General features: G+C 25.5%; 17 protein-coding genes, 3 tRNA genes and 1 pseudogene. 18 read left to right on the top strand and 3 right to left on the bottom strand.

What is annotated here, in order from left to right:
- Window positions 1-106 precede the first annotated feature (106 nt).
- Window positions 107-179, bottom strand: a tRNA-Lys gene (locus BVAF_RS02070).
- Between the two features lie 228 nt (window positions 180-407).
- Between BVAF_RS02070 and pgsA the strand changes: the two genes are divergently transcribed.
- The 3 genes from pgsA to BVAF_RS02060 all read left to right on the top strand — a co-directional run bounded on the left by pgsA (window position 408) and on the right by BVAF_RS02060 (window position 1,590).
- Complete coding sequence (gene pgsA, locus BVAF_RS02065; protein ID WP_013516732.1) at window positions 408-989, top strand: CDP-diacylglycerol--glycerol-3-phosphate 3-phosphatidyltransferase; 582 nt, start codon at window positions 408-410, stop codon at window positions 987-989.
- A gap of 387 nt (window positions 990-1,376) precedes the next feature.
- Window positions 1,377-1,447: transfer RNA gene (locus BVAF_RS03215), tRNA-Cys, on the top strand.
- Between the two features lie 61 nt (window positions 1,448-1,508).
- Window positions 1,509-1,590 (top strand) — tRNA-Leu (locus BVAF_RS02060).
- Window positions 1,591-1,825: 235 nt separating this feature from the next.
- On the opposite strand, the gene BVAF_RS02055 is transcribed toward BVAF_RS02060, so the two are convergent.
- Window positions 1,826-2,809: a L,D-transpeptidase family protein gene (locus BVAF_RS02055; RefSeq protein ID WP_148259509.1), complete on the bottom strand. Its 984-nt coding sequence runs from the start codon at window positions 2,807-2,809 to the stop codon at window positions 1,826-1,828.
- A 1,255-nt stretch (window positions 2,810-4,064) separates the two neighbouring features.
- Window positions 4,065-5,594: pseudogene (gene rne / locus BVAF_RS02050) on the bottom strand (ribonuclease E); the annotation flags it as partial.
- Window positions 5,595-7,413: 1,819 nt separating this feature from the next.
- Here rne and rpmF point away from each other — a divergent pair.
- The 15 genes from rpmF to BVAF_RS01975 all read left to right on the top strand — a co-directional run bounded on the left by rpmF (window position 7,414) and on the right by BVAF_RS01975 (window position 20,033).
- Window positions 7,414-7,596 (top strand): 50S ribosomal protein L32, encoded by a 183-nt coding sequence (rpmF, locus tag BVAF_RS02045; protein WP_013516729.1) that lies wholly within the window; start codon window positions 7,414-7,416, stop codon window positions 7,594-7,596.
- An 11-nt stretch (window positions 7,597-7,607) separates the two neighbouring features.
- Window positions 7,608-8,654, top strand: a complete 1,047-nt coding sequence (plsX, locus tag BVAF_RS02040) for a phosphate acyltransferase PlsX (protein ID WP_013516728.1) — start codon at window positions 7,608-7,610, stop codon at window positions 8,652-8,654.
- 6 nt (window positions 8,655-8,660) lie between these two features.
- Window positions 8,661-9,617 carry a beta-ketoacyl-ACP synthase III gene (locus BVAF_RS02035; protein ID WP_013516727.1) on the top strand — a complete coding sequence of 319 codons (957 nt, stop codon included), beginning with the start codon at window positions 8,661-8,663 and terminating at the stop codon, window positions 9,615-9,617.
- A 34-nt stretch (window positions 9,618-9,651) separates the two neighbouring features.
- The gene (gene fabD, locus BVAF_RS02030) at window positions 9,652-10,614 is read left to right on the top strand and encodes an ACP S-malonyltransferase (RefSeq protein ID WP_013516726.1); all 963 of its coding nucleotides are present in this window, start codon (window positions 9,652-9,654) and stop codon (window positions 10,612-10,614) included.
- Between the two features lie 44 nt (window positions 10,615-10,658).
- A complete protein-coding gene (gene fabG, locus BVAF_RS02025) occupies window positions 10,659-11,393 on the top strand; it encodes a 3-oxoacyl-ACP reductase FabG (protein WP_013516725.1) in 735 nt (244 codons plus the stop codon).
- Window positions 11,394-11,551: 158 nt separating this feature from the next.
- Window positions 11,552-11,797, top strand: a complete 246-nt coding sequence (gene acpP, locus BVAF_RS02020) for an acyl carrier protein (RefSeq protein ID WP_013516724.1) — start codon at window positions 11,552-11,554, stop codon at window positions 11,795-11,797.
- Window positions 11,798-12,088: 291 nt separating this feature from the next.
- Entirely contained in the window at window positions 12,089-12,907 is an 819-nt protein-coding gene (pabC, locus tag BVAF_RS02015) for an aminodeoxychorismate lyase (RefSeq protein WP_013516723.1), read from the top strand.
- Between the two features lie 218 nt (window positions 12,908-13,125).
- On the top strand, window positions 13,126-13,761 hold the full coding sequence (tmk, locus tag BVAF_RS02010; RefSeq protein ID WP_013516722.1) for a dTMP kinase: 636 nt from the start codon (window positions 13,126-13,128) through the stop codon (window positions 13,759-13,761).
- A 7-nt stretch (window positions 13,762-13,768) separates the two neighbouring features.
- Complete coding sequence (locus BVAF_RS02005; protein ID WP_013516721.1) at window positions 13,769-14,797, top strand: DNA polymerase III subunit delta' C-terminal domain-containing protein; 1,029 nt, start codon at window positions 13,769-13,771, stop codon at window positions 14,795-14,797.
- A gap of 4 nt (window positions 14,798-14,801) precedes the next feature.
- Window positions 14,802-15,590 carry a YchF/TatD family DNA exonuclease gene (locus BVAF_RS02000; protein WP_013516720.1) on the top strand — a complete coding sequence of 263 codons (789 nt, stop codon included), beginning with the start codon at window positions 14,802-14,804 and terminating at the stop codon, window positions 15,588-15,590.
- A gap of 60 nt (window positions 15,591-15,650) precedes the next feature.
- Entirely contained in the window at window positions 15,651-16,007 is a 357-nt protein-coding gene (locus BVAF_RS01995) for an HIT domain-containing protein (protein WP_013516719.1), read from the top strand.
- A 125-nt stretch (window positions 16,008-16,132) separates the two neighbouring features.
- Window positions 16,133-16,708, top strand: a complete 576-nt coding sequence (locus BVAF_RS01990) for a hypothetical protein (protein ID WP_013516718.1) — start codon at window positions 16,133-16,135, stop codon at window positions 16,706-16,708.
- Window positions 16,709-16,853: 145 nt separating this feature from the next.
- Window positions 16,854-18,065 (top strand): FtsX-like permease family protein, encoded by a 1,212-nt coding sequence (locus tag BVAF_RS01985; protein ID WP_013516717.1) that lies wholly within the window; start codon window positions 16,854-16,856, stop codon window positions 18,063-18,065.
- The gene (locus tag BVAF_RS01980; protein ID WP_013516716.1) at window positions 18,058-18,771 is read left to right on the top strand and encodes an ABC transporter ATP-binding protein; all 714 of its coding nucleotides are present in this window, start codon (window positions 18,058-18,060) and stop codon (window positions 18,769-18,771) included. The genes BVAF_RS01985 and BVAF_RS01980 overlap by 8 nt, the downstream gene beginning before the upstream one ends.
- Window positions 18,772-18,788: 17 nt before the next feature.
- On the top strand, window positions 18,789-20,033 hold the full coding sequence (locus BVAF_RS01975; RefSeq protein WP_013516715.1) for an FtsX-like permease family protein: 1,245 nt from the start codon (window positions 18,789-18,791) through the stop codon (window positions 20,031-20,033).
- The last annotated feature ends 52 nt before the right edge of the window (window positions 20,034-20,085 follow it).

Raw genomic sequence — 20,085 nt, 5'->3', positions numbered from 1 at the left:
TGTTTTTAAGGATTTGTATATTTTAAATATAATGATTTGTTTTTTAGTTTCTATTTGTATAGGTATAAATCATAATTGTTTACTTAAATAAAAACTAATATTTTTATGGGTCGTATAGGATTCGAACCTATAACCAATTGATTAAGAGTCAACTGCTCTGCCAGTTAAGCTAACGACCCACATATGTTGCATATAGTAAATTGTTTATATAATTTGTTATACAATAAGTAAATATGTATACAATAAAATAATCCAAAAAATAACATTTTTTTGAATCAGGGTAAAAAATTATAAATATATATAAAATTATGTATAATAACTCCTAATGTATTTATAAACTGAATATAAATAAATTCTTTAAAATAAAAATAGTATATTGAATTGCCTATGCTATGTAATGTGTAATGATGTTAATCATATTTACTCTTATTAAATGTTGTAATACTTTTAATATACCGATTTTTTTAACCTTATTTAGGTTAGTGATGGTGCCGTGTTTTACTATAGTATTTTATTTACCGGTACAATGGGGGCCAATACTTTGCACGATTATATTTATTACTGCTGCTATTACAGATTGGTTTGATGGTTTTTTAGCGCGTAGATGGAAACAAACCAGTAAAATTGGAAAATTTTTAGATCCGGTGGTAGACAAAATTATGATCATTACAGCGTTTGTTTTGATATCTGAATATTTCCACGTGTGGTGGATGACTTTACCTATATCTAGTATGATTATTAGAGAAATTATTATTTCAGCATTACGAGAATGGATAGCTAAAATTTATAATCACCGTGATCTTTCTGTATCTTGGTTAAGTAAATTAAAAACTTTTATACAAATGTCTGCATTAATTGTATTGTTATGTAGATTTAATGAGTGGACAATGATAACAGGAATAGTGGCTCTGTATGTTTCAGTTGTATTGGCATTATGGTCGTTATGTTATTACTTGTATACTGCATGTTGTATAATTGTTAAATTATAACTATTGATTGACATCATTAATAGTTTAATTTTATTTATTTGTATATATGCATTAATTTTAGTAATGTTTGTATAATTTCTTAAAATGTATTATATATATAAAATATATACATCAAATATAAATATAAAAGGGTACGGATAGTACAGTATAAAAATATAAAAAAATAATTACAAGATTATAATAGAATAACAATAAATTATTTTCAAATTAGTAGCATGATATTTTTATTATTTTTTTTTATATTGCAAACGGCAATATACAAATAATATTTTTTAGGGATGTGTTGATTTAGCAATTATGCATTATGCATTTTAATAATGCATACGTTATAAAAATTAAATATATTTATTACACAATGAATTAATAATAGTTTTATTGAAAATGAGGGGCGCGTTGACAGAGAGGTTATGTAGCGGACTGCAAATCCGTTTAGCTCGGTTCAAGCCCGAGACGCGCCTGTGTTTTATTAGTAAAATTTTATGTAAAATATTTATATTTTTTATTTGCATAATTGAAAAAGCCCGGGTGGTGGAATAGGTAGACACAAGGGACTTAAAATCCCTCAGCTTATGCTGTACGAGTTCAAATCTCGTCCCGGGTATATATTTAAAATATGTAATGTTAATATGATTGTGTAGATCAAATAGTAGAATTGATATTAAGTATATAGTTTTATTATTCAGAATGATTAAAAATAATTTTTTGTTTTATGGGTAATTTTATTAATATTTTAATTTAAAGAAGTAAAGAGTAGATTATAAATTTTAATAATTTTTTTAAGCCCGAAATTGTATAAATAAGTATTTTTGTATAACAACATGATAATGACAATGAGGTTATGTTGTGATTTCAATTGGTATCCCTAAACATTCTTCTAAGGCTTGATTTACTTTTAAAAAATTTATGTTTTTAAAATTATTTTTTTGTAGCATTGTATATGTACGTATTTTTAAATTATGTATGGTTGCTGTTTTATTGTCTTGTTTATTATTTATAGTGGATAAAGGAGTATGTATTTCTAAGTATTGCATTCCATTTGAATCAATAGCTATTTTTATTGGCTCATTAATAAATTGTACTCTAGTGTTTAATGGGACCAGGGTATAAAGAAGTTTTATATCTTCTGTTCTTAATCTAATACATCCTCTTGTTACTCTTAATCCAATTCCTAAATTTGTATTAGATCCATGTATCGCATAACTGTTGCCTAAATATAAAGCATAAGATCCTAAAGGATTATTAGGTCCTGATAAAATCATTAAAGGTAGAATTTCGGCTCTTTTTATATATTCATTTCGAATATTTTGGGTAGGGATCCAAATAGGATCTTTTTTTTTATCTTTTATTGAAGTTATCCATTGTGATGGTGTTTCATGGGTAGGGGTACCAATAGATATAGGAAACACCATAACAATATTATTGTTTTTAGTATTAGGATAATAATATAATCTCATTTCAGCAATATTTATAATAATTCCTTTATGAGGAGTATTTGGTAAAATTAATTTTTTTGGTATAAGAATGGGTTTTCCTGAATCTGGAAGATATAGATCAATATCTGGGTTAGCTGCTAATAGGTTTCGTAATCCTACTTTAAACTTTTTAGCAAAATATTCTAAGGAATGTGAATTATTATTAGGGATAGTATATCTTAAGTTTTCTCCCAGAATGTTATTATTATTAGATAATAAATATATCTCCGCAACAACATAATGAAAGTGTATGTTTAAAATAATATACATTAATATTTTTAATGTTTTGATTCCTATAGATAATCTTTTGTTAAAAAAATTAAAACATTTAATCGCAATTATGTTCATTATTACTGATATATGATTCAATTTAGATATAAGTATATTATTATAATATTTAATCAAGATTTTAAATTAAATTAACTTTATATTTATACAGAATAGTAATTGTTTTATGGATTGTATAATTTTTTATCAATTTATAATATTCATTCAATAAACATTATTGTATATTTTTAATAAACGGCATTAAGTTATTATTATAAATAATAATCAGTAATTTGGAATGATAATATAATGTAAATTATCTTATAGATGTTTATTGTATGCATAAATATTATTTTATTTGCAGTTAACTTCAAATAATATATTTAATATTATTAAATATAAATAAAAGTCATGTTATTAAAAACGCAGTGAAGTCTGTTAATTTTTATATTATATGATATGTATACGTGTAGTTCATTTATTTTTTTAAAAAGATGGGTTTAATGGTGTTTCTTTTTAAAGAAATTATGGAAAAATAAATTGCCCGTTTTTCTGTTTAGAAATTAATTTAATGAAAATATATGCATTTTTTATTATATAGAATATTTATATATATAAATTAGGATAGATGTGGATTTTTTATATTTTAATTAAATAAAAATTTTTGTCTGCTAGTAAAATGACCGTTATTTTATCAAAAAAAATAACGGTCATTTTATATAGAATTTTCTTTTCTTTTAAACTTTTTTTTCATCTGATGTGTATTTTTTTTTATATTCATAATAGAAAAATTATCAAGAGAATGATTCATATCACTTTTAATAAATTTTGAAAAATATATACTTGAATAAGGTTGTTTTTTATAACGTAACTGTGTTGAATTGTGATTATTAAAATTGTTTTTTTTATTTTTGTAATCAATATTAGAATTGATTTTCTTTTTATTATTTACACTCTGTTTATTATTAAAATTAGCACTATATTGATATAATAATTTTTTTGGATGTTTATTATATTGCAAATTCTTTTTTTTATTAAAAGAAGAGATATATATTTTATTTTTAATATTGCATTTATGTATTGTTTTTATCCATGTTTGCATCGTATAAATGTGTTTCCGTATTAATTGTTTAAAGAGTAAATAAAAATTAATTAGTTTAATAATTTTAAAGATATTTTTTTTGAGCCTTAGTTTAAAATTGTTTAAAGAAAATAATATGTTTTCTTGATATAATTTTGTTAGGGATAGTGTATTCTGTTTTTTTTTTAATAATTTTTTTTGTTCTACATCAAAATCATAATTTTGTATGATTGTATTTTCTGAAGATAATGTTGAATTATTATTATGATAGGTTGCTAATGCATAACTTGGTTGATTGTTATTTGTTTCTCCCTTACGTATACGACGCACTTCATAATTTGGAGTTTTCATTTGTTCATGCGGTACAATAATTGCTCTCACTCCTTTTTGACGTTGTTCAATATCGCTAATAGCTTTTCGTTTTTCATTAAGTAGGTATGATGCAATAGCTACAGGAACGATTGCATGTACTTCACAAGTATTATCTTTTAATGCCTCTTCTTCGATTAAACGTAAGATAGATAAAGAAAGTGATGCATTATCTCGAATACTACCTGTCCCACTACAACGAGGACAAACATGATGACTAGATTCATCTAATGAAGGTCTCAATCGCTGTCTAGATAATTCTAATAATCCAAATTTAGAGATACGTCCGACTTGAATACGCGCTCTATCTTGACGTACTACTGTTCGAAGAGTATTTTCAATTTCTCGTTGATGAGAATTTGATGTCATATCTATGAAGTCTATTACTACTAATCCACCTATATCACGAAGACGTAATTGTCGTGCTATTTCATCTGTTGCTTCTAAATTTGTGTTAAAAGCCGTATCTTCAATGTCTAATCCTTTTGTTGACCGAGCAGAATTTATATCAATTGCTGTTAATGCCTCAGTTGCATCAATAACAATTGATCCTCCTGACGGTAAACGTACTTCGTGTTGAAATGCAGATTCAATTTGTGATTCGATTTGATAATGACTAAATAAAGGAATTTCTCCATTATATAATTTAATTTTTTTTACGAAATCTGGTCTTCCTAAAGAAGTGATATGTTCTTTAGCTACATTTAAAATATCAGGATTATCAATTAAAATTTCTCCTATATCTGGGCGAAGATAGTCTCTAAACGCTCTGACAATGACATTGCTGTCTTGATGAATCAAAAATGGAGCTAATCGAATAGATGCTGTGTTTTTTATATTTTTCCAATGTTGCAACCGAGAGGTCAAATCCCATTCTAATTCGGCTACAGATTTACCCACTCCAGCTGTGCGAATAATTAAACTCATACCTTCAGGCAATGCTAAAGTAGCTAAGGTTGTTTTTAATTCTATGCGATCATTGCCTTCTATTCTTCGTGAAATACCTCCAGATTTTGGATTATTTGGCATTAAAACTAAATAACTACCGGCTAAACTAATAAAAGTAGTTAGGGCAGCACCTTTATTTCCTCGTTCTTCTTTATTTATTTGTACAATTAATTCTTGACCTTCTCGTAAGATATCTTTGATGTTAGACTTATTTTGAGCACACGATGAAGAAAGAAAATATTCTCGGGCAATTTCTTTAATTGGTAAAAATCCATGTCGTTCTGCACCATAATCTACAAATACTGCTTCTAAACTAGGTTCTATACGAATAATTTTACCTTTGTAAATATTAGATTTTTTTTGAGCATGTCCGATTATTTCAATATCCAAGTCATATAAACGTTGTCCATCTACCAATGCTACTCTAAGTTCTTCTTTTTGAGTGGCGTTAATTAGCATTCTTTTCATTATGAAATACTCAAATGTTGATATTATTATATATTGTAATATGAATATATTTGTAAAATCTTATGTATGGTACGGATTTTTACATATGTTTATAGTTTTTTAGCTGATAAAATTTTTTATATACATTATCATACAAATAATATATTTTCTTTTTATTAAATATTTAAAAAATTTATTAATAATTTAATGTATTTTATATTATTAAAAATTTTTATTGTGTATAACTATTATTTTACTCGATGTATATTTAAGTAAAAGTGTAATTTAAAATATTAAATATATTTTTATTTTATTTTTGATCATGTATTTAATTGAATGTGTCTATTATATAATTTAAACTTATTATATTAATAATATTCATTATATGTACCAGAATATTATATTTAAATATTTATTTTATTTGGTTTAGGTTTGTATTCGTATGGATTTCATAATTAATAATTTTATTATATGAACATAATTAATGTATTACTGTGATTTTACTCAAAGCGAGGAATATTATTTCTATATATTGAATTTTTTTTGAAAATTTTTATAGTTTAAGAATTAGTAATTGTATGTCTATTTAAATAATATTAAAATTAATGGTTTTAATAATTAATTTTTTTAATAAGAGAGTTAAAGCCAAGAATAAATTAACATAATTTTAGGCAGAAGATTTATTAGAATTTCGTTAAATATGTTAATTTTCAACGTTTGAAATTAGGGATAACAAATATTATAAATTGTAATAAATAGTATATTAAAAAAATACTTATTTTTAACGTTAGTAAAAATTAAGAGCTTTATTTGTATAAAAAGACAGTAAATTGCACCAATATTGTTATTCATTATCAGTGTTGTGTGTATGAATAATATTCATAAGTTAGGGTATAATATTACTCACTAATATATTTACAATACTAATACTTGATTAATAATAATAAATAAAAATGCACTTTTAAAATATTTAATATATTTTATATATATAATGATTGTGTACAAATATTAAATATTCTTTCAATTATAAAGATTGGGAAGATGTCGATAGATTTTATGTTCAGTATTGTGTTTTTGTAATTAATTTATCTTAATAAGAAGAATAATATGTTATTTATATATATGTAATATGAAATGAGTTTAATTTTTAGCTTAATAGTTAAATACGTAAATATCTAGATAAATTATTAAAAAATTTATTATTATTTATGCTAATACATTAAATGTAGGGTATGTCTCCAAATACCTGGTATGTAATTTTTATTATAGATATTATTGCGTGTTATAATGGGATCAGGATAGTAAATATAGTAGTAAAAATTAAAAAATAGCGTAAGAAGATTGGTTATTTATGAAAATAAATATACGTATATGTATTTTAAATATAGAATAAGTACATATAATAGCGGAATGTATAAATTTTGAGTTGATTATATATTATATATATCGTTTCTTATAGAAAAATAATGTATATTATTTCAATAATTATTTTCATATTTGAATTTATATAAAATATTTTTGTAGTATTGATTGATTTAAATATATTTTTAATACATTATTAATTATTTTATAAATAAATATATGACACGCTAATAATCGTAAAATAAGCTGGGAAAATGTTTTGACTAACGATTAGCAAGCTTTAAACATGTATATTTTTATACCTATAAATAGGTATAGGTGAAAGTTAGTGTTTTGTACATAATTATGTGATTTTAGTTTTGAATAATATATTTTTATTATGTATATGGTATATATATACATATCAATTTGATCATAAGGGTCATGTTATCGTTAATTTGTAATTAGTAGGGTAATATTAAATAAATAGAGGTGTATTATGGCGGTTCAACAAAATAAATCTACTCGTTCTAGACGAGGTATGCGTCGTTCTCATAATGCTTTGAAACTAACAAATATATCAGTAGATCAGATCTCAAAAGAGATTCATCGTCGTCATTGTATTACTACCGATGGTTTTTATAAAGGACTTAAAATGGTTGAAAAAAATAATTCTCAATAATATAAATAGCGTTGAAACATTTAGTTCTTGCTCTAGATACAATGGGGGGGGATTTTGGCCCTAGAGTTATTGTCCCCGCTTCTTTAGAGGCATTGGATTTGTGTCCAAGACTTGTTTGTCTGTTAGTTGGTAATCCTAGTATGATTAGATCTGTTTTAAAAAAATTTAATAGCAAATATATTAACAGGTTAACTATAATTCCTTCAAAATCAGTAATTAGCGATAATGATAGACCATCTCAAGCTATTAGAGTAAGTAAAGATACTTCCATGCGAATTGCTTTAGAATTAATTAAGTCAGGAAATGCTCAAGCTTGTGTTAGTGCGGGTAATACTGGGGCTCTTATGGGATTATCCAAGTTAGTACTTAAGCCTATCAATGGAATTGATCGGCCTGCATTAACAACATTTCTTCCTCATCAAAACAAAGGGAAAACTGTAATTTTAGATTTAGGTGCTAATATTGCTTGTAGTGGTTCGATGTTAGTGCAGTTTGCAATTATGGGAACAGTATTATCAGAACAGATTGTAGGGATAGGTAATCCTAAAGTAGCTTTGTTAAATATAGGATCTGAAGAATCTAAAGGCTTAGATAATATTCGTCAAGCGTCAAAAATATTACATACTATTTCATCGATTCGATATATTGGATATATTGAAGCTAATGATTTATTAGCAGGTAAAACAGATGTTATAGTTTGTGATGGATTTATTGGAAATATTACATTGAAAACTATGGAAGGGGTTATAAGGGTTGTTTTGTCTGTGTTTCAAAAATCAGAAGAAAAAAATACAATATATTGTTATGTGATTGAACATATTAAGCATTGGTTTAGTAAGATTTTTTTTAAAAAATTTATCCAATTAAATCCAGATCGATATAATGGAGCATATTTGGTGGGGTTGCATAACACAGTAATTAAAAGTCATGGAGGAGCTAATCAACATGCATTTACTAAAGCTATAATTCAAGCTGTTCATTCGGTAGAGAGAAGAATACCAGAGAAAATTGCTGATCGATTAAGTCAAATGTTATCATATCAAAATAATTATTATTAATAATATATGTTTACTAGAATTTTTGGAACAGGAAGTTATTTACCTGCACATATTAGATCAAATGTTGTATTAGAAAAAATGGTAGATACTTCAAATGAATGGATTATAGCACGTACTGGTATTCAAGAGCGTCGTATCTCTAATTCTTATGAAACTGTTGCAAAAATGGGTTATTTTGCGTCCCGAAAAGCTTTAGATATGTCGAACGTGCAGCCTAATAAAATAGGCGTTATTATTGTTGCTACAACATCTTCTAGTCATGCATTTCCTAGCTCAGCCTGTCAGATTCAACGTGATTTGAATATACGTGATACTATTGCTTTTGATTTATCAGCAGCTTGTTCTGGTTTTATATATGCATTGAATGTAGCGGATCAATATATTAAGCACGGTACTGCAGAATATGCGTTAATTGTAGGTTCAGATATTTTAAGTCATTCTTTAAATCCTAAAGACCGAGGTACGTTGATTTTATTTGGAGACGGAGCTGGAGCAGTAATATTAGGTCGTTCAAAAAACCCTGGGATTATTTCTACACGTTTGCATGCAAATGGAAAATATGGACATCTACTCACTCTTCCTAATTATAACAGATTTAATAATTCTTGTTCTTCTGTACATTTAACAATGGCTGGCAATAAATTATTTAAAATGGCTATTTCTGTGTGCACACATATTGTGCAGGAAACTTTAAAAGAAAATGATCTACATCAAGATGAATTAGATTGGTTAATACCTCATCAAGCCAATTTAAGAATTATTTCAGCAGCTGCTAAACGATTGAATATAGATATGAAAAAAATAGTAATTACACTTGATAAACATGGAAATACTTCAGCTGCCTCTGTTCCTTTAGCATTAGATGAAGCTGTTCGAGATGGACGTATTAAATTAAATCAATTACTATTATTAGAAGCATTCGGGGCTGGACTTACGTGGGGATCGGTTTTATTACGTTTATAAAATACATTAATATTAAAGGAAATATAAATAATATATGAATACTAAAGATAAGACTTTAGCTGTGGTGTTTCCTGGTCAATCATCACAACATTTGGGTATGTTATCAGATTTTGCTACTCGTTACAAATTAGTACGAAAAATTTTTGATGAGGTGTCGGAAATTTTAAATTATGATATATGGAGATTAACACAATATGGGCCTATTACCAAATTAAATAAAACTTGTTACGCTCAGCCAGCTATTTTAACGGCTTCGGTGATTATTTGGAGGGTATGGAGAGAACAAGGAGGGCAAATACCAAATTTAATGGCTGGTCACAGTTTAGGAGAATATTCTGCTTTAGTGTGTTCTGAAAGTATAGATTTATTATCTGCAGTAAAATTAATAATGGTTCGAAGTAAATTAATGCAAGAAGTATCTCCATATGGAGATGGAGCTATGTCTGTAATTATTGGGTTAAATAATGATACTGTAATTGAATTTTGTAAAATGACTGAATCTATATACAATCAAATTGTTGCTCCTGCTGGGTTTAATGCTCCTGGCAATATAGTTATTTCAGGACACATAAAAGCAGTAGAAAAAGTAAATTTATTTTGTAAAAAAGCAGGAGCAAAATATGTTAAATTTTTGCCAATTAGTGTGCCATCGCATTGTATTATAATGAAACCAATGGTTAATAAATTTAAAGAAGCTTTAAAAAAGGTAAAGATTTATCCACCTAAAATACCAATTATAAATAATACTGATGTATCAATTGAATCAGAGCCATTAGCGATTCGTGATGCATTAATACGTCAATTGTATACCCCAGTGCGTTGGCATGAAATTATTCAAAAAATTATTGGTAACAATATTGAAAAATTTTTAGAGATGGGCCCTGGAAAGGTATTAACTCAATTAATACAGAGATCTATGTATGATAATATATTTAGTTTATCGATAAATAATATTAATAGATTATTAACAGCGATAAATATGTGTGTAAAAAATTAATTATTTCTTATTTGAAAAATTATTAAACAGGAACATATATACAGATGATTTTTATAAAAAAAAATATTTTAGTAACTGGAGCTCGAAAAGGAATTGGAAGAATTATTTCTGAATTGTTTGTAAGTTATGGGGCTACAGTGATAGGTACAGCTACTGATGAAGGTGGTGTAAAAAATATTAATATGTATTTGGGTAGCAAAGGAAAGGGGGTTTGTTTAGATGTTACTAAACAGTATTCAATTAATTTTTGTTTACAAGAAATACATAAGGAATTTGGTCATATAGATATATTAGTCAATAATGCTGGTATTACTCAAGATAATATTCTGGTATACATGAAAGACGATGAATGGAAATCAGTAATAGATGTTAATCTCAATGCGGTATATAGAATGTCTAAGGCAGTAATAAAACCAATGATTAAAAATCATTATGGTAGGATTATTAATATAAGTTCTGTAGTAAGTATGATAGGAAATGTTGGTCAGGTAAATTATGCAGCAGCCAAATCAGGTTTAATTGGATTTACAAAATCATTAGCCAAAGAAGTGGCGTCTTGGGGTATTACTGTGAATGTGGTAACTCCAGGGTTTATTGATACTGATATGACAAAAAATTTGACTGATAAGCAAAAAGAGAATATTTTATCTAAAATTCCAATACGTCGTTTTGGTAATCCTAAAGATGTAGCTAATGCGGTAGTATTTTTTGCATCTGATGATTCAAGTTATATTACCGGCCAAACTATACATGTAAATGGAGGAATGTATATGGGATGAAGTAATTTATTTGAATAACCACTATTTGGTAATAAATTTAATTATTTATTTTGATTTATTATAGATGTTTTTTTATTAAAACGAGAATATATATTAAAGATTTATTTCAATTAGTTATTGAAAATAAATTTATGGTATCACTTTGATAGGATAAAAGTATGAGTACTGTTGAAGAAAAAGTAAAAGCTATAATTAGCGAGCAATTAGGAGTGAAAAAAGAAGAAGTAGTAAATCATGCTTCATTCATTGATGATTTAGGAGCAGATTCGTTAGATACTGTAGAATTAGTTATGGCATTAGAAGAAGAATTTGATATAGAAATTCCAGATGAAGAAGCAGAAAAAATTACCACTGTTCAATCAGCTATAGATTTTATTAATGTTAATCACAACAAACTAATCTAGTTATATAATATATGAATGAATCAAAATTATTTTATTATTGAATTTAAAATATGTATATTACGTCCAGGAATTAAGTGTTGAATTTTTAGAAATTACAATTGTATAGTCATATTAATTTTTAATTTTGTAAAATAGTATAATGAATGTATGAATTTTAATTTTTGTTTTTGAGTATTATTTTAATTACAAAATACAAATATTCTTAAGAAGCGTTTAATATAATATTTAAATACAGGTATTTAAACGTAAAAAGAGTTTGATTTTACTATTGATATTATTAATGAATATAAAATGTATTGGGTTAATGGAGTTTTACAAACGCAAATATCGTTAAATAATCGTGCTTTACATTTTGGAGACGGATTTTTTACAACTTCTCAAATTAAAAAAGGAGAAGTGCAATGGCTTAGTTATCATATGGATAGATTGATTTTGTCAGCCCGACGATTAATGTTTGATAATGTAAATTTTCATATTTTATACAAAGAAATTTTAAAAGCGGCAAATTATAGTAAATATGGAATAATAAAAATTATCATAACTCGAATGAGTTATGATAGAGTAGTGTATGGATATGGTTTTGATGATAAATTGGAAATATTACGTATTATTCGTGTTCTTCCGTGTTCTGAACATTATAAAAAGTTGTGTTATTCTGGTGTGCGTTTAAAAATAAGTTCTATACGATTATCGAGAAATCCTCTTTTATCAGGAATTAAACATTTAAACCGTTTAGAACAAGTTTTAATTGCCTCAGAAATATATCGAAATAAAAAAAATATTGATGATGTATTAGTATTAGATACTGAAAACAATATTGTTGAATGTTGTAGTGCTAATATTTTTTGGCGTAAAAAAAATAAAGTATTTACTCCTTATTTGCATCATGCAGGGGTAAATGGAGTGATTAGGCAAGTGATATTAAAAATATTACCTGATTTAGGTTACGTTGTACAAGAAGTAATGGTAGGAATAGAACATTTAAAAGAAATGGAAGAAGTGTTTATTACTAATTCTTTATTACCATTAGCATCTGTAAATGTCATCAATAATTATTTTTATTCTGATAAAACATTATTAAATTTATTAAAATTTCATATAATAAACTAATTATCTTTTTTATAAAAAAAGAGTTTGTTGTATTTTTTGTGTAAAATATGAAAAAGTGATGGTGTAAATTACATAATTATTTTTAAAAAAATTATATGCATTAAATTATTAAAAATGATGTTGTAGAAACAAAGGTGTAGTAATATATTTTAAATTTACCCGAGAGGTTTAGATTTAATCAATTATAATGGCTGTGTATTTTATCAATTATCTATAGTATGAATAATAAATTTATTGTAGTTGAGGGATTAGATGGATCGGGTAAAACTACTATTGTTTCTAAAATAGTCCAATATTTTAATAATAATAATATTACTAATTTAATCACTGTTCATGAACCGGGAGGTACAAAAATTTCAGATTCGTTACGATTCTTAATTAAGAATGGCGCTATAGATGAATCTATTACTAATATGACAGAAGTGTTGATGTTATATGCAGCACGTTCTCAGTTATTAGAAAACATTGTAAAACCAGCTTTGACTAAAGGTGATTGGGTTATTGGAGATAGATTTGATTTATCTTCTTTTGCATATCAAGGTGGAGGTCGGGGGGTTGATGAATTTTTTTTGTATTTATTATCTAAAAGTGTAATAAATAATTTATTTCCACATTTAATATTTTATCTAGATATTGCTCCAGAAATTAGTTTATTGCGTGTAAAAAATAGAGACAAGTTAGATCGTATTGAAAAAGAACCTTTGAGTTTTTTTTATAAAGTACGAGAATATTATAAGAAAGTTGCTGCTATTCAAAAAAATATTATTACAATTAATGCCAATCAAAGTTTAGAAATAGTTTCTCGATCTATTTATCAATATTTGGATGTATGGCTATATAATTGGTTTAAATAAATTTAATATGAAAATACAGTGGTATCCGTGGTTAAAAACTATTTATTATCGGATTTTACATTCTTACTGCATAAATAAGGGGCATCATGCGATGCTTTTTAGTAGTAAATGGGATAATGGTGAGGATAGATTAATTGAATTTCTTGCTCGTTGGTTAATTTGTGAAAACCCTATTAATATGGAATATTGTGATGTTTGTCATCATTGTTATTTAATGAATATCGAACAATATCCCAATTATTATCAATTATGTTTGCAAAATCACGCTCCAACTATAAATACAGATTTAATAAAAATTTGTATAAATTCGATTTATGAACACACTATATATAATAAGGTGAGAGTTGTTTTTATAAAATATATAGAATACTTAAATGCTGAATCTGTCAATTTACTTCTTAAGATTATAGAAGAACCGCCTATAAATACTTATTTTTTTTTAAAAACTAGAGAGTATATGTATATTCCTGCAACTATAAGAAGTCGATGTATGAGGTGGTTTATTTTATCTCCTCCAGAACATATAGGATTAAAATGGATAAAAACACAAGAAGAAGGGGGTAATAATGATAATGTATCTATTAGGACTGCTTTAAGATTAAATTATGGATCTCCTATATTAGCTAAATTTATGTTAAAATCGTCGGATATGTGGAATTATCGTTTAGGATTGTATGATATTCTTAAGAATGTGTGTAAAAATAAATCTTATTTACAATTGTTGTCACTTTTGAATTCTAAAAAATATATGAATGTATCTGTGTGCTGGTTGATAACTGTACTTTTAGATGCATTAAAATACAAACAAGGCATTCAAGAAGATTTTTTTATAAATTTAGATCAATTAAAATTGATTTATATTGTATCTATGCAGTGGAGTGTTTTCGCTTTACATGAGCAATTAAAACAATGGTTAATTTTATTTCATTATTTTCAAAAATTTGATAGTATTAATCATGAATTATTATTAACTTGTCGTTTATTACACTGGGAACAAAATTTAGTAGAAACATGTTCTCAATTATGGAGTATTTAATGTTATGTTTTTGATTGATTCTCATTGTCATCTTAATAAATTAAATTATCATAATGTTCATGCAGATATATCAGATGTTTTAAGTAAAGCATATCAAAAAGGAGTCAAATTAGTCTTATCAGTCAGTACTGATTTATCAGATTATGAAAATATGATCCAATTTGTTGGATATAGAAAAGATGTATTATTTTCTTGTGGTATTCATCCAATGAATATATGTGATTTCACCATTAAAAGAGTGGATTTAAATAAATTGAATAATTTTGTTTTTAACGATAATGTAATAGCTATTGGAGAAACAGGATTAGATTATTATCATAACATAAGTAATAAAAATGTACAAAAAGAAATATTTTGCCAACATATAGATATTGCTAAAAATATAGATAAGCCGTTGGTTGTGCATAGTCGTAATGCTATGAAAGACGTTTTAATTTTATTAAATGAAACAGGGGCTAAACAATGTAAAGGGGTCCTTCATTGTTTTTGCGACGATATAGATTCTGCTAGAATTTTATTGAATATGAATTTTTATATATCTTTTTCTGGGATGGTAACATTTAAAAATATTGATAATTTTAAAAAAGTTATTCAATACGTACCAGAGAATCGAATGTTATTAGAAACAGATTCTCCTTATCTTACTCCTGTTCCTTATAGAGGTTTAGAAAATCAACCTGCTTATGTATATGATATTGCTCGATATATTTCTGATATAAAGAAAATTTCTCTAGATGAAATAGCATCTATTACTACATCTAATTTTTGTGAATTATTTCGCGTCGAATTATAATGTATTAATTATATAGTAAGTTGTTGTTGTGTAATAATGTTTGTTATTTAAAGGAAATTAATGAAAAAAAATAATCCATTCATAGATATTATTCAAAAAAAGGTAAAAATTGATCTCGTATATCAAGATGATTTAGTTACTGCATTTTATGATTTGTATCCGAAAGCTCCTATTCATATTTTAATTGTGCCGAATATATTAATTCCTACCGTAAATGATGTAAAAGTTGAACATGAAATAACTTTGGGGAGATTGTTTTTAGTAGCATCAAAAATAGCAGCTAAAAAAAATATAAATATTTCAGGTTATAGATTAATAGTGAATTGTAATAAAAATTCTGGTCAAGAAATTTATCATTTACATATGCATTTATTAGGAGGTAAATTACTTGGTCCATTATTACATCAAGATTATTAATCATATCGTTTTAATTAATTTATATATTTTTTTAAAATTATTTTTCATTACATTGCAATGATTTTAGTTTAAAAATGTAACAGGATTTTATCCTTTGATAAGTAGTATATTATTATGTTGTAGATATGAGAAAAAATACTGGATTAGTTTTTAGTATAGTTTTTTTTATTAATATTGGCATGTGTATTGTTGATAATATAGCGATTGCAGTTATTATTAAAACAGTAAATTCTGAATTGCATGATGTTATTGAGAGTATGATAGTAGTTAATTGGAAAATTATTTTGTATAAAATGTTACAGGATGTATCCTTTTTTAAGGATAATATTAATTATAATAGTTCTGTGTTAATAAATATTTTTAAAAACAATAGCAGTAGGGTGGTACAAACAATCAATATTACAAATATTTTGATTAATTTGATTTTGGAAAATAATAATGATACGTATACTATTATAAGTTTAAATAAATTGTATCATATATATCGAGAATTAGAAGTTTCCTATGAAGATGTTGTTAATTCTTATGAATTTTCTGTGAAAGTAGCGAATTATTTAAAAGCTGATTATATAATTTATGGTAATATCTATGATGGAGATATGCAAGGATTTAATGTAGAATTACAATTGCTATCATCTAATACTGGGGAAATTTTACGTGTTGTTAATAATATAAAAAGTAATGATGATATGTCATTGTAATGTAAAATATGTTGATTATATTTTTTTTATATTACTAAATAATAATGCAGTATAGTTTTTAGATTACGTATGCTTAATATTTAAAGAGTTATTTAATAAAATTGGATCAATATTTTCAAAATTAAATATTTTTTAGTAAAATAGTATGCATATTGCTGTAGTATGTTTTATCGCTTTTCGGTATATTTTTGGGAAAACAATAAATCAATTTAGTCGATATATTTATTGGGTTTCTAGCATTTTTATTATGCTTAGTATAGCAGTAATGATAATAATATTATCTGTAATGAATGGATTTGAGAGTGAGTTAAAAAAAAATCTTTTATATTTAACCCCTCATATTTTAATTACTTCTTCCTCAGGGTATACACATGTAAACAATATTCCTAATTTTTTATTTCACGAAATGTCAGATAACATAGCATATTTTAAACCATTAGTTATTTCTAATATTATATTGCAAGGCCTTAAAGAAATATCTTTAGGAATGCTATTAGGAATTGATCCTAACCATTTTGAGCCATTATCTAAATATTTAAAACAAAATAATAATATAACTAAGTTAGTATCAGGGGAGTATAATATTATTATTGGATCAGAATTAGCTCAAAAATTATCAGTAAAAATAAATGATCAAATTCGTATTATTGTTCCATCGGTTAATCAAATTACTCCTATTGGGTGTCTTTTTAGTCAACGACTGTTTACAATATCAGATATTTATTTTTCTAATAACGGAGGGTTTGATACGAATCAGGTATTAATGCATAAAGACGATGCTGCGGTTTTATTACATTATCCTGATCGGTGCGTCACGGGTTGGAGAATATGGGTACATGAACCTTTTAAACTTAATAAATTTGATTATTTAGATATTCCTAAAGATTGGATTTGGAAAGATTGGCGTGAATATAAAGGATCATTATTTCAAGCTATAAAAATGGAAAAAAGTATAATGTTTTTATTATTTATTTTAATAATCATTATATCTGGATGTAATATTGTTGCTTTTTTAGTTTTATCGATAGTAGAAAAACAAAAAGAAATAGCAATATTAAAAACATGTGGATTTAATCGCAGTCAAGTTTTAATATTGTTTATCATGCAAGGTATGAGTAATAGTATTATTGGAATAGTATTAGGCATTGGTTTAGGATTATTATTTTCTATAAAATTAAATCAAATATTATTATTTTTTAATATTTCTTCAGAAAAAATATATTTTCCTGTAGAAATACAATATATTCAAATATTCAGTATAATCATAATAATTTGTGTATTAAATTTATTGATTATATTATTTCCTGCTTGGAGGATGTCGTCTATTCGAGCAATCCAGATACTGCGTCATGGTTAAAAAAGAGCGTACTAATTCTGTGTTATTAAATTGTATACAATTAGTAAAGTACTATGAATGTCCTAAATTTTCAATAAAAGTATTAAATTGTATTACTATTTCTGTGCAATATAATGAGATTATTGCTATTATGGGAACATCTGGATCTGGAAAAAGCACGTTATTACATTTAATGGGAGGTTTAGATAAGCCAAATTCAGGTGATGTGTTTTTTGAGGGATATGCTTTAAATAAATTATCTGATAAGAATTGCGCGTTCATACGAAATAAGCGTATAGGGTTTATATATCAGTTTCATCATTTATTATCAGATTTTTCTGTTTTAGAAAATGTCGCAATGCCATTATTAATTGGAGGAATGAAATTAAATATAGCAAAAAAAAAGGCTCAAATTTTATTAGAATTAATTGGATTGCAAGATCGAAGCAATCATCATCCTCATGAATTATCTGGAGGAGAAAGTCAAAGGATAGCAATTATTAGATCTATTATTAATAATCCTGCTTTAGTTTTAGCAGATGAGCCAACGGGAAATCTAGATGAACAGAATTCAGATAATTTTTTTGAATTATTAAAAAAAATAAATTCAAGTTATAATACAACTTTTGTTATAGCAACTCATGATCCAAATTTAGCTCGAAAGTGCCATAAAATTTTTATTTTATCAAATGGAGTATTGAAAAATATACAAAATAATTATCTTTAGAATTATATTTTAAAATCATGTTTTTATCTTTAAGGATTGCATTACGATTTTATCAAGGGGGTAAACGAAATATTTTGGCTTCTTTGATATCTTTGGTTTCTGTTATTGTAATAGGTGTTGGTATTGCTGTATCTATAATTATTTTCAGTATAATAAACGGTTTTGAATATGAATTAAGTAAGCGTATTTTGTCAATAGTGCCACACGGAGAAATTACTACAGTTAATAATATTCCATTAATTAATTGGAAAGAAATACTAACATATGTAATAAAAATCCCTCAGGTTATTAATGCTAGTCCTTATATTCATTTTTCTAGTATTATTAAATTTCATAATAAATGGCACTTGGTTTATATAAAAAGTGTAAATTTGTTAAATAATGTAAATATATATGATCATGTATTAACTAATTTTATAGAAAAAGATTCTTGGAAGCGTTTTTGTGAAAATAAAAATCAAATTATTTTGGGGGAAGGAGTATCAATAGCTTTAAATATTAAAGAAGGTGATTGGATTACTGTTTTTTTAGTTAATAATTTTAATTTAGATAATAGGTTAGCCTTAACTAAACAAGTATCCTTACAAGTTTCTGGAATATTAAAATTACATAGCTATTTGGATAATAGCCTTGCCATTATATCTTTGTTAGATGCTCAAAATTATTACAATAATAGATTAGGTGTGGACGGGATAGAATTTTCAGTAAATAATGTTTTTCATATAAAAAAAATAATTAAAAATATGAAATTTATGATTAATAAAAATATTAAAATAAGCAGTTGGATAGATATGTATGGATATATTTATCATGATATTCAAATAGTTCGTATAATTATATACTTATCTGTAATTTTAATTATAGGGGTTTCATGTTTTAGTGTAATCACAGTGTTAATTTTATTAACAAAACATAAAAATTATGATATCGCTGTATTAAGAGCAATCGGTGCTCAGGCTATATTAATTCAACGTATATTTTTATGGTATGGATTTCTTATTTATTGTGTCTCTAGTGTAATTGGTGTTGGGTTAGGAGTATTGGTTTCTTTAATCTTAAAAAATTTTGGCGCTAGATATATTAATTTATTTAAAATTAATTTTGATGCTAAATCAGTATATTTTATTGATTTTTTACCAGTTCAAGTGCATATCTTAGATATATATTTGTTATTGATTGTAGTGTTATTATTAGGTTTTCTAATTAGTTGGTATGGATCATTAAAAGTACGAAAGATTAATTTGTTTCGAATATTAAGATAAATTACCATTATATTTTATTGAGCTGTGTTACAGTGGTAGATTAAACTCCCTT

Origin of the sequence: Candidatus Blochmanniella vafra str. BVAF (assembly GCF_000185985.2) — a bacterium.
In the GTDB taxonomy this organism is placed as follows: domain Bacteria; phylum Pseudomonadota; class Gammaproteobacteria; order Enterobacterales; family Enterobacteriaceae; genus Blochmanniella; species Blochmanniella vafra.
Note: the sequence above shows the minus strand (reverse complement) of the source record. Positions and strands in the feature narration are given on the sequence as shown.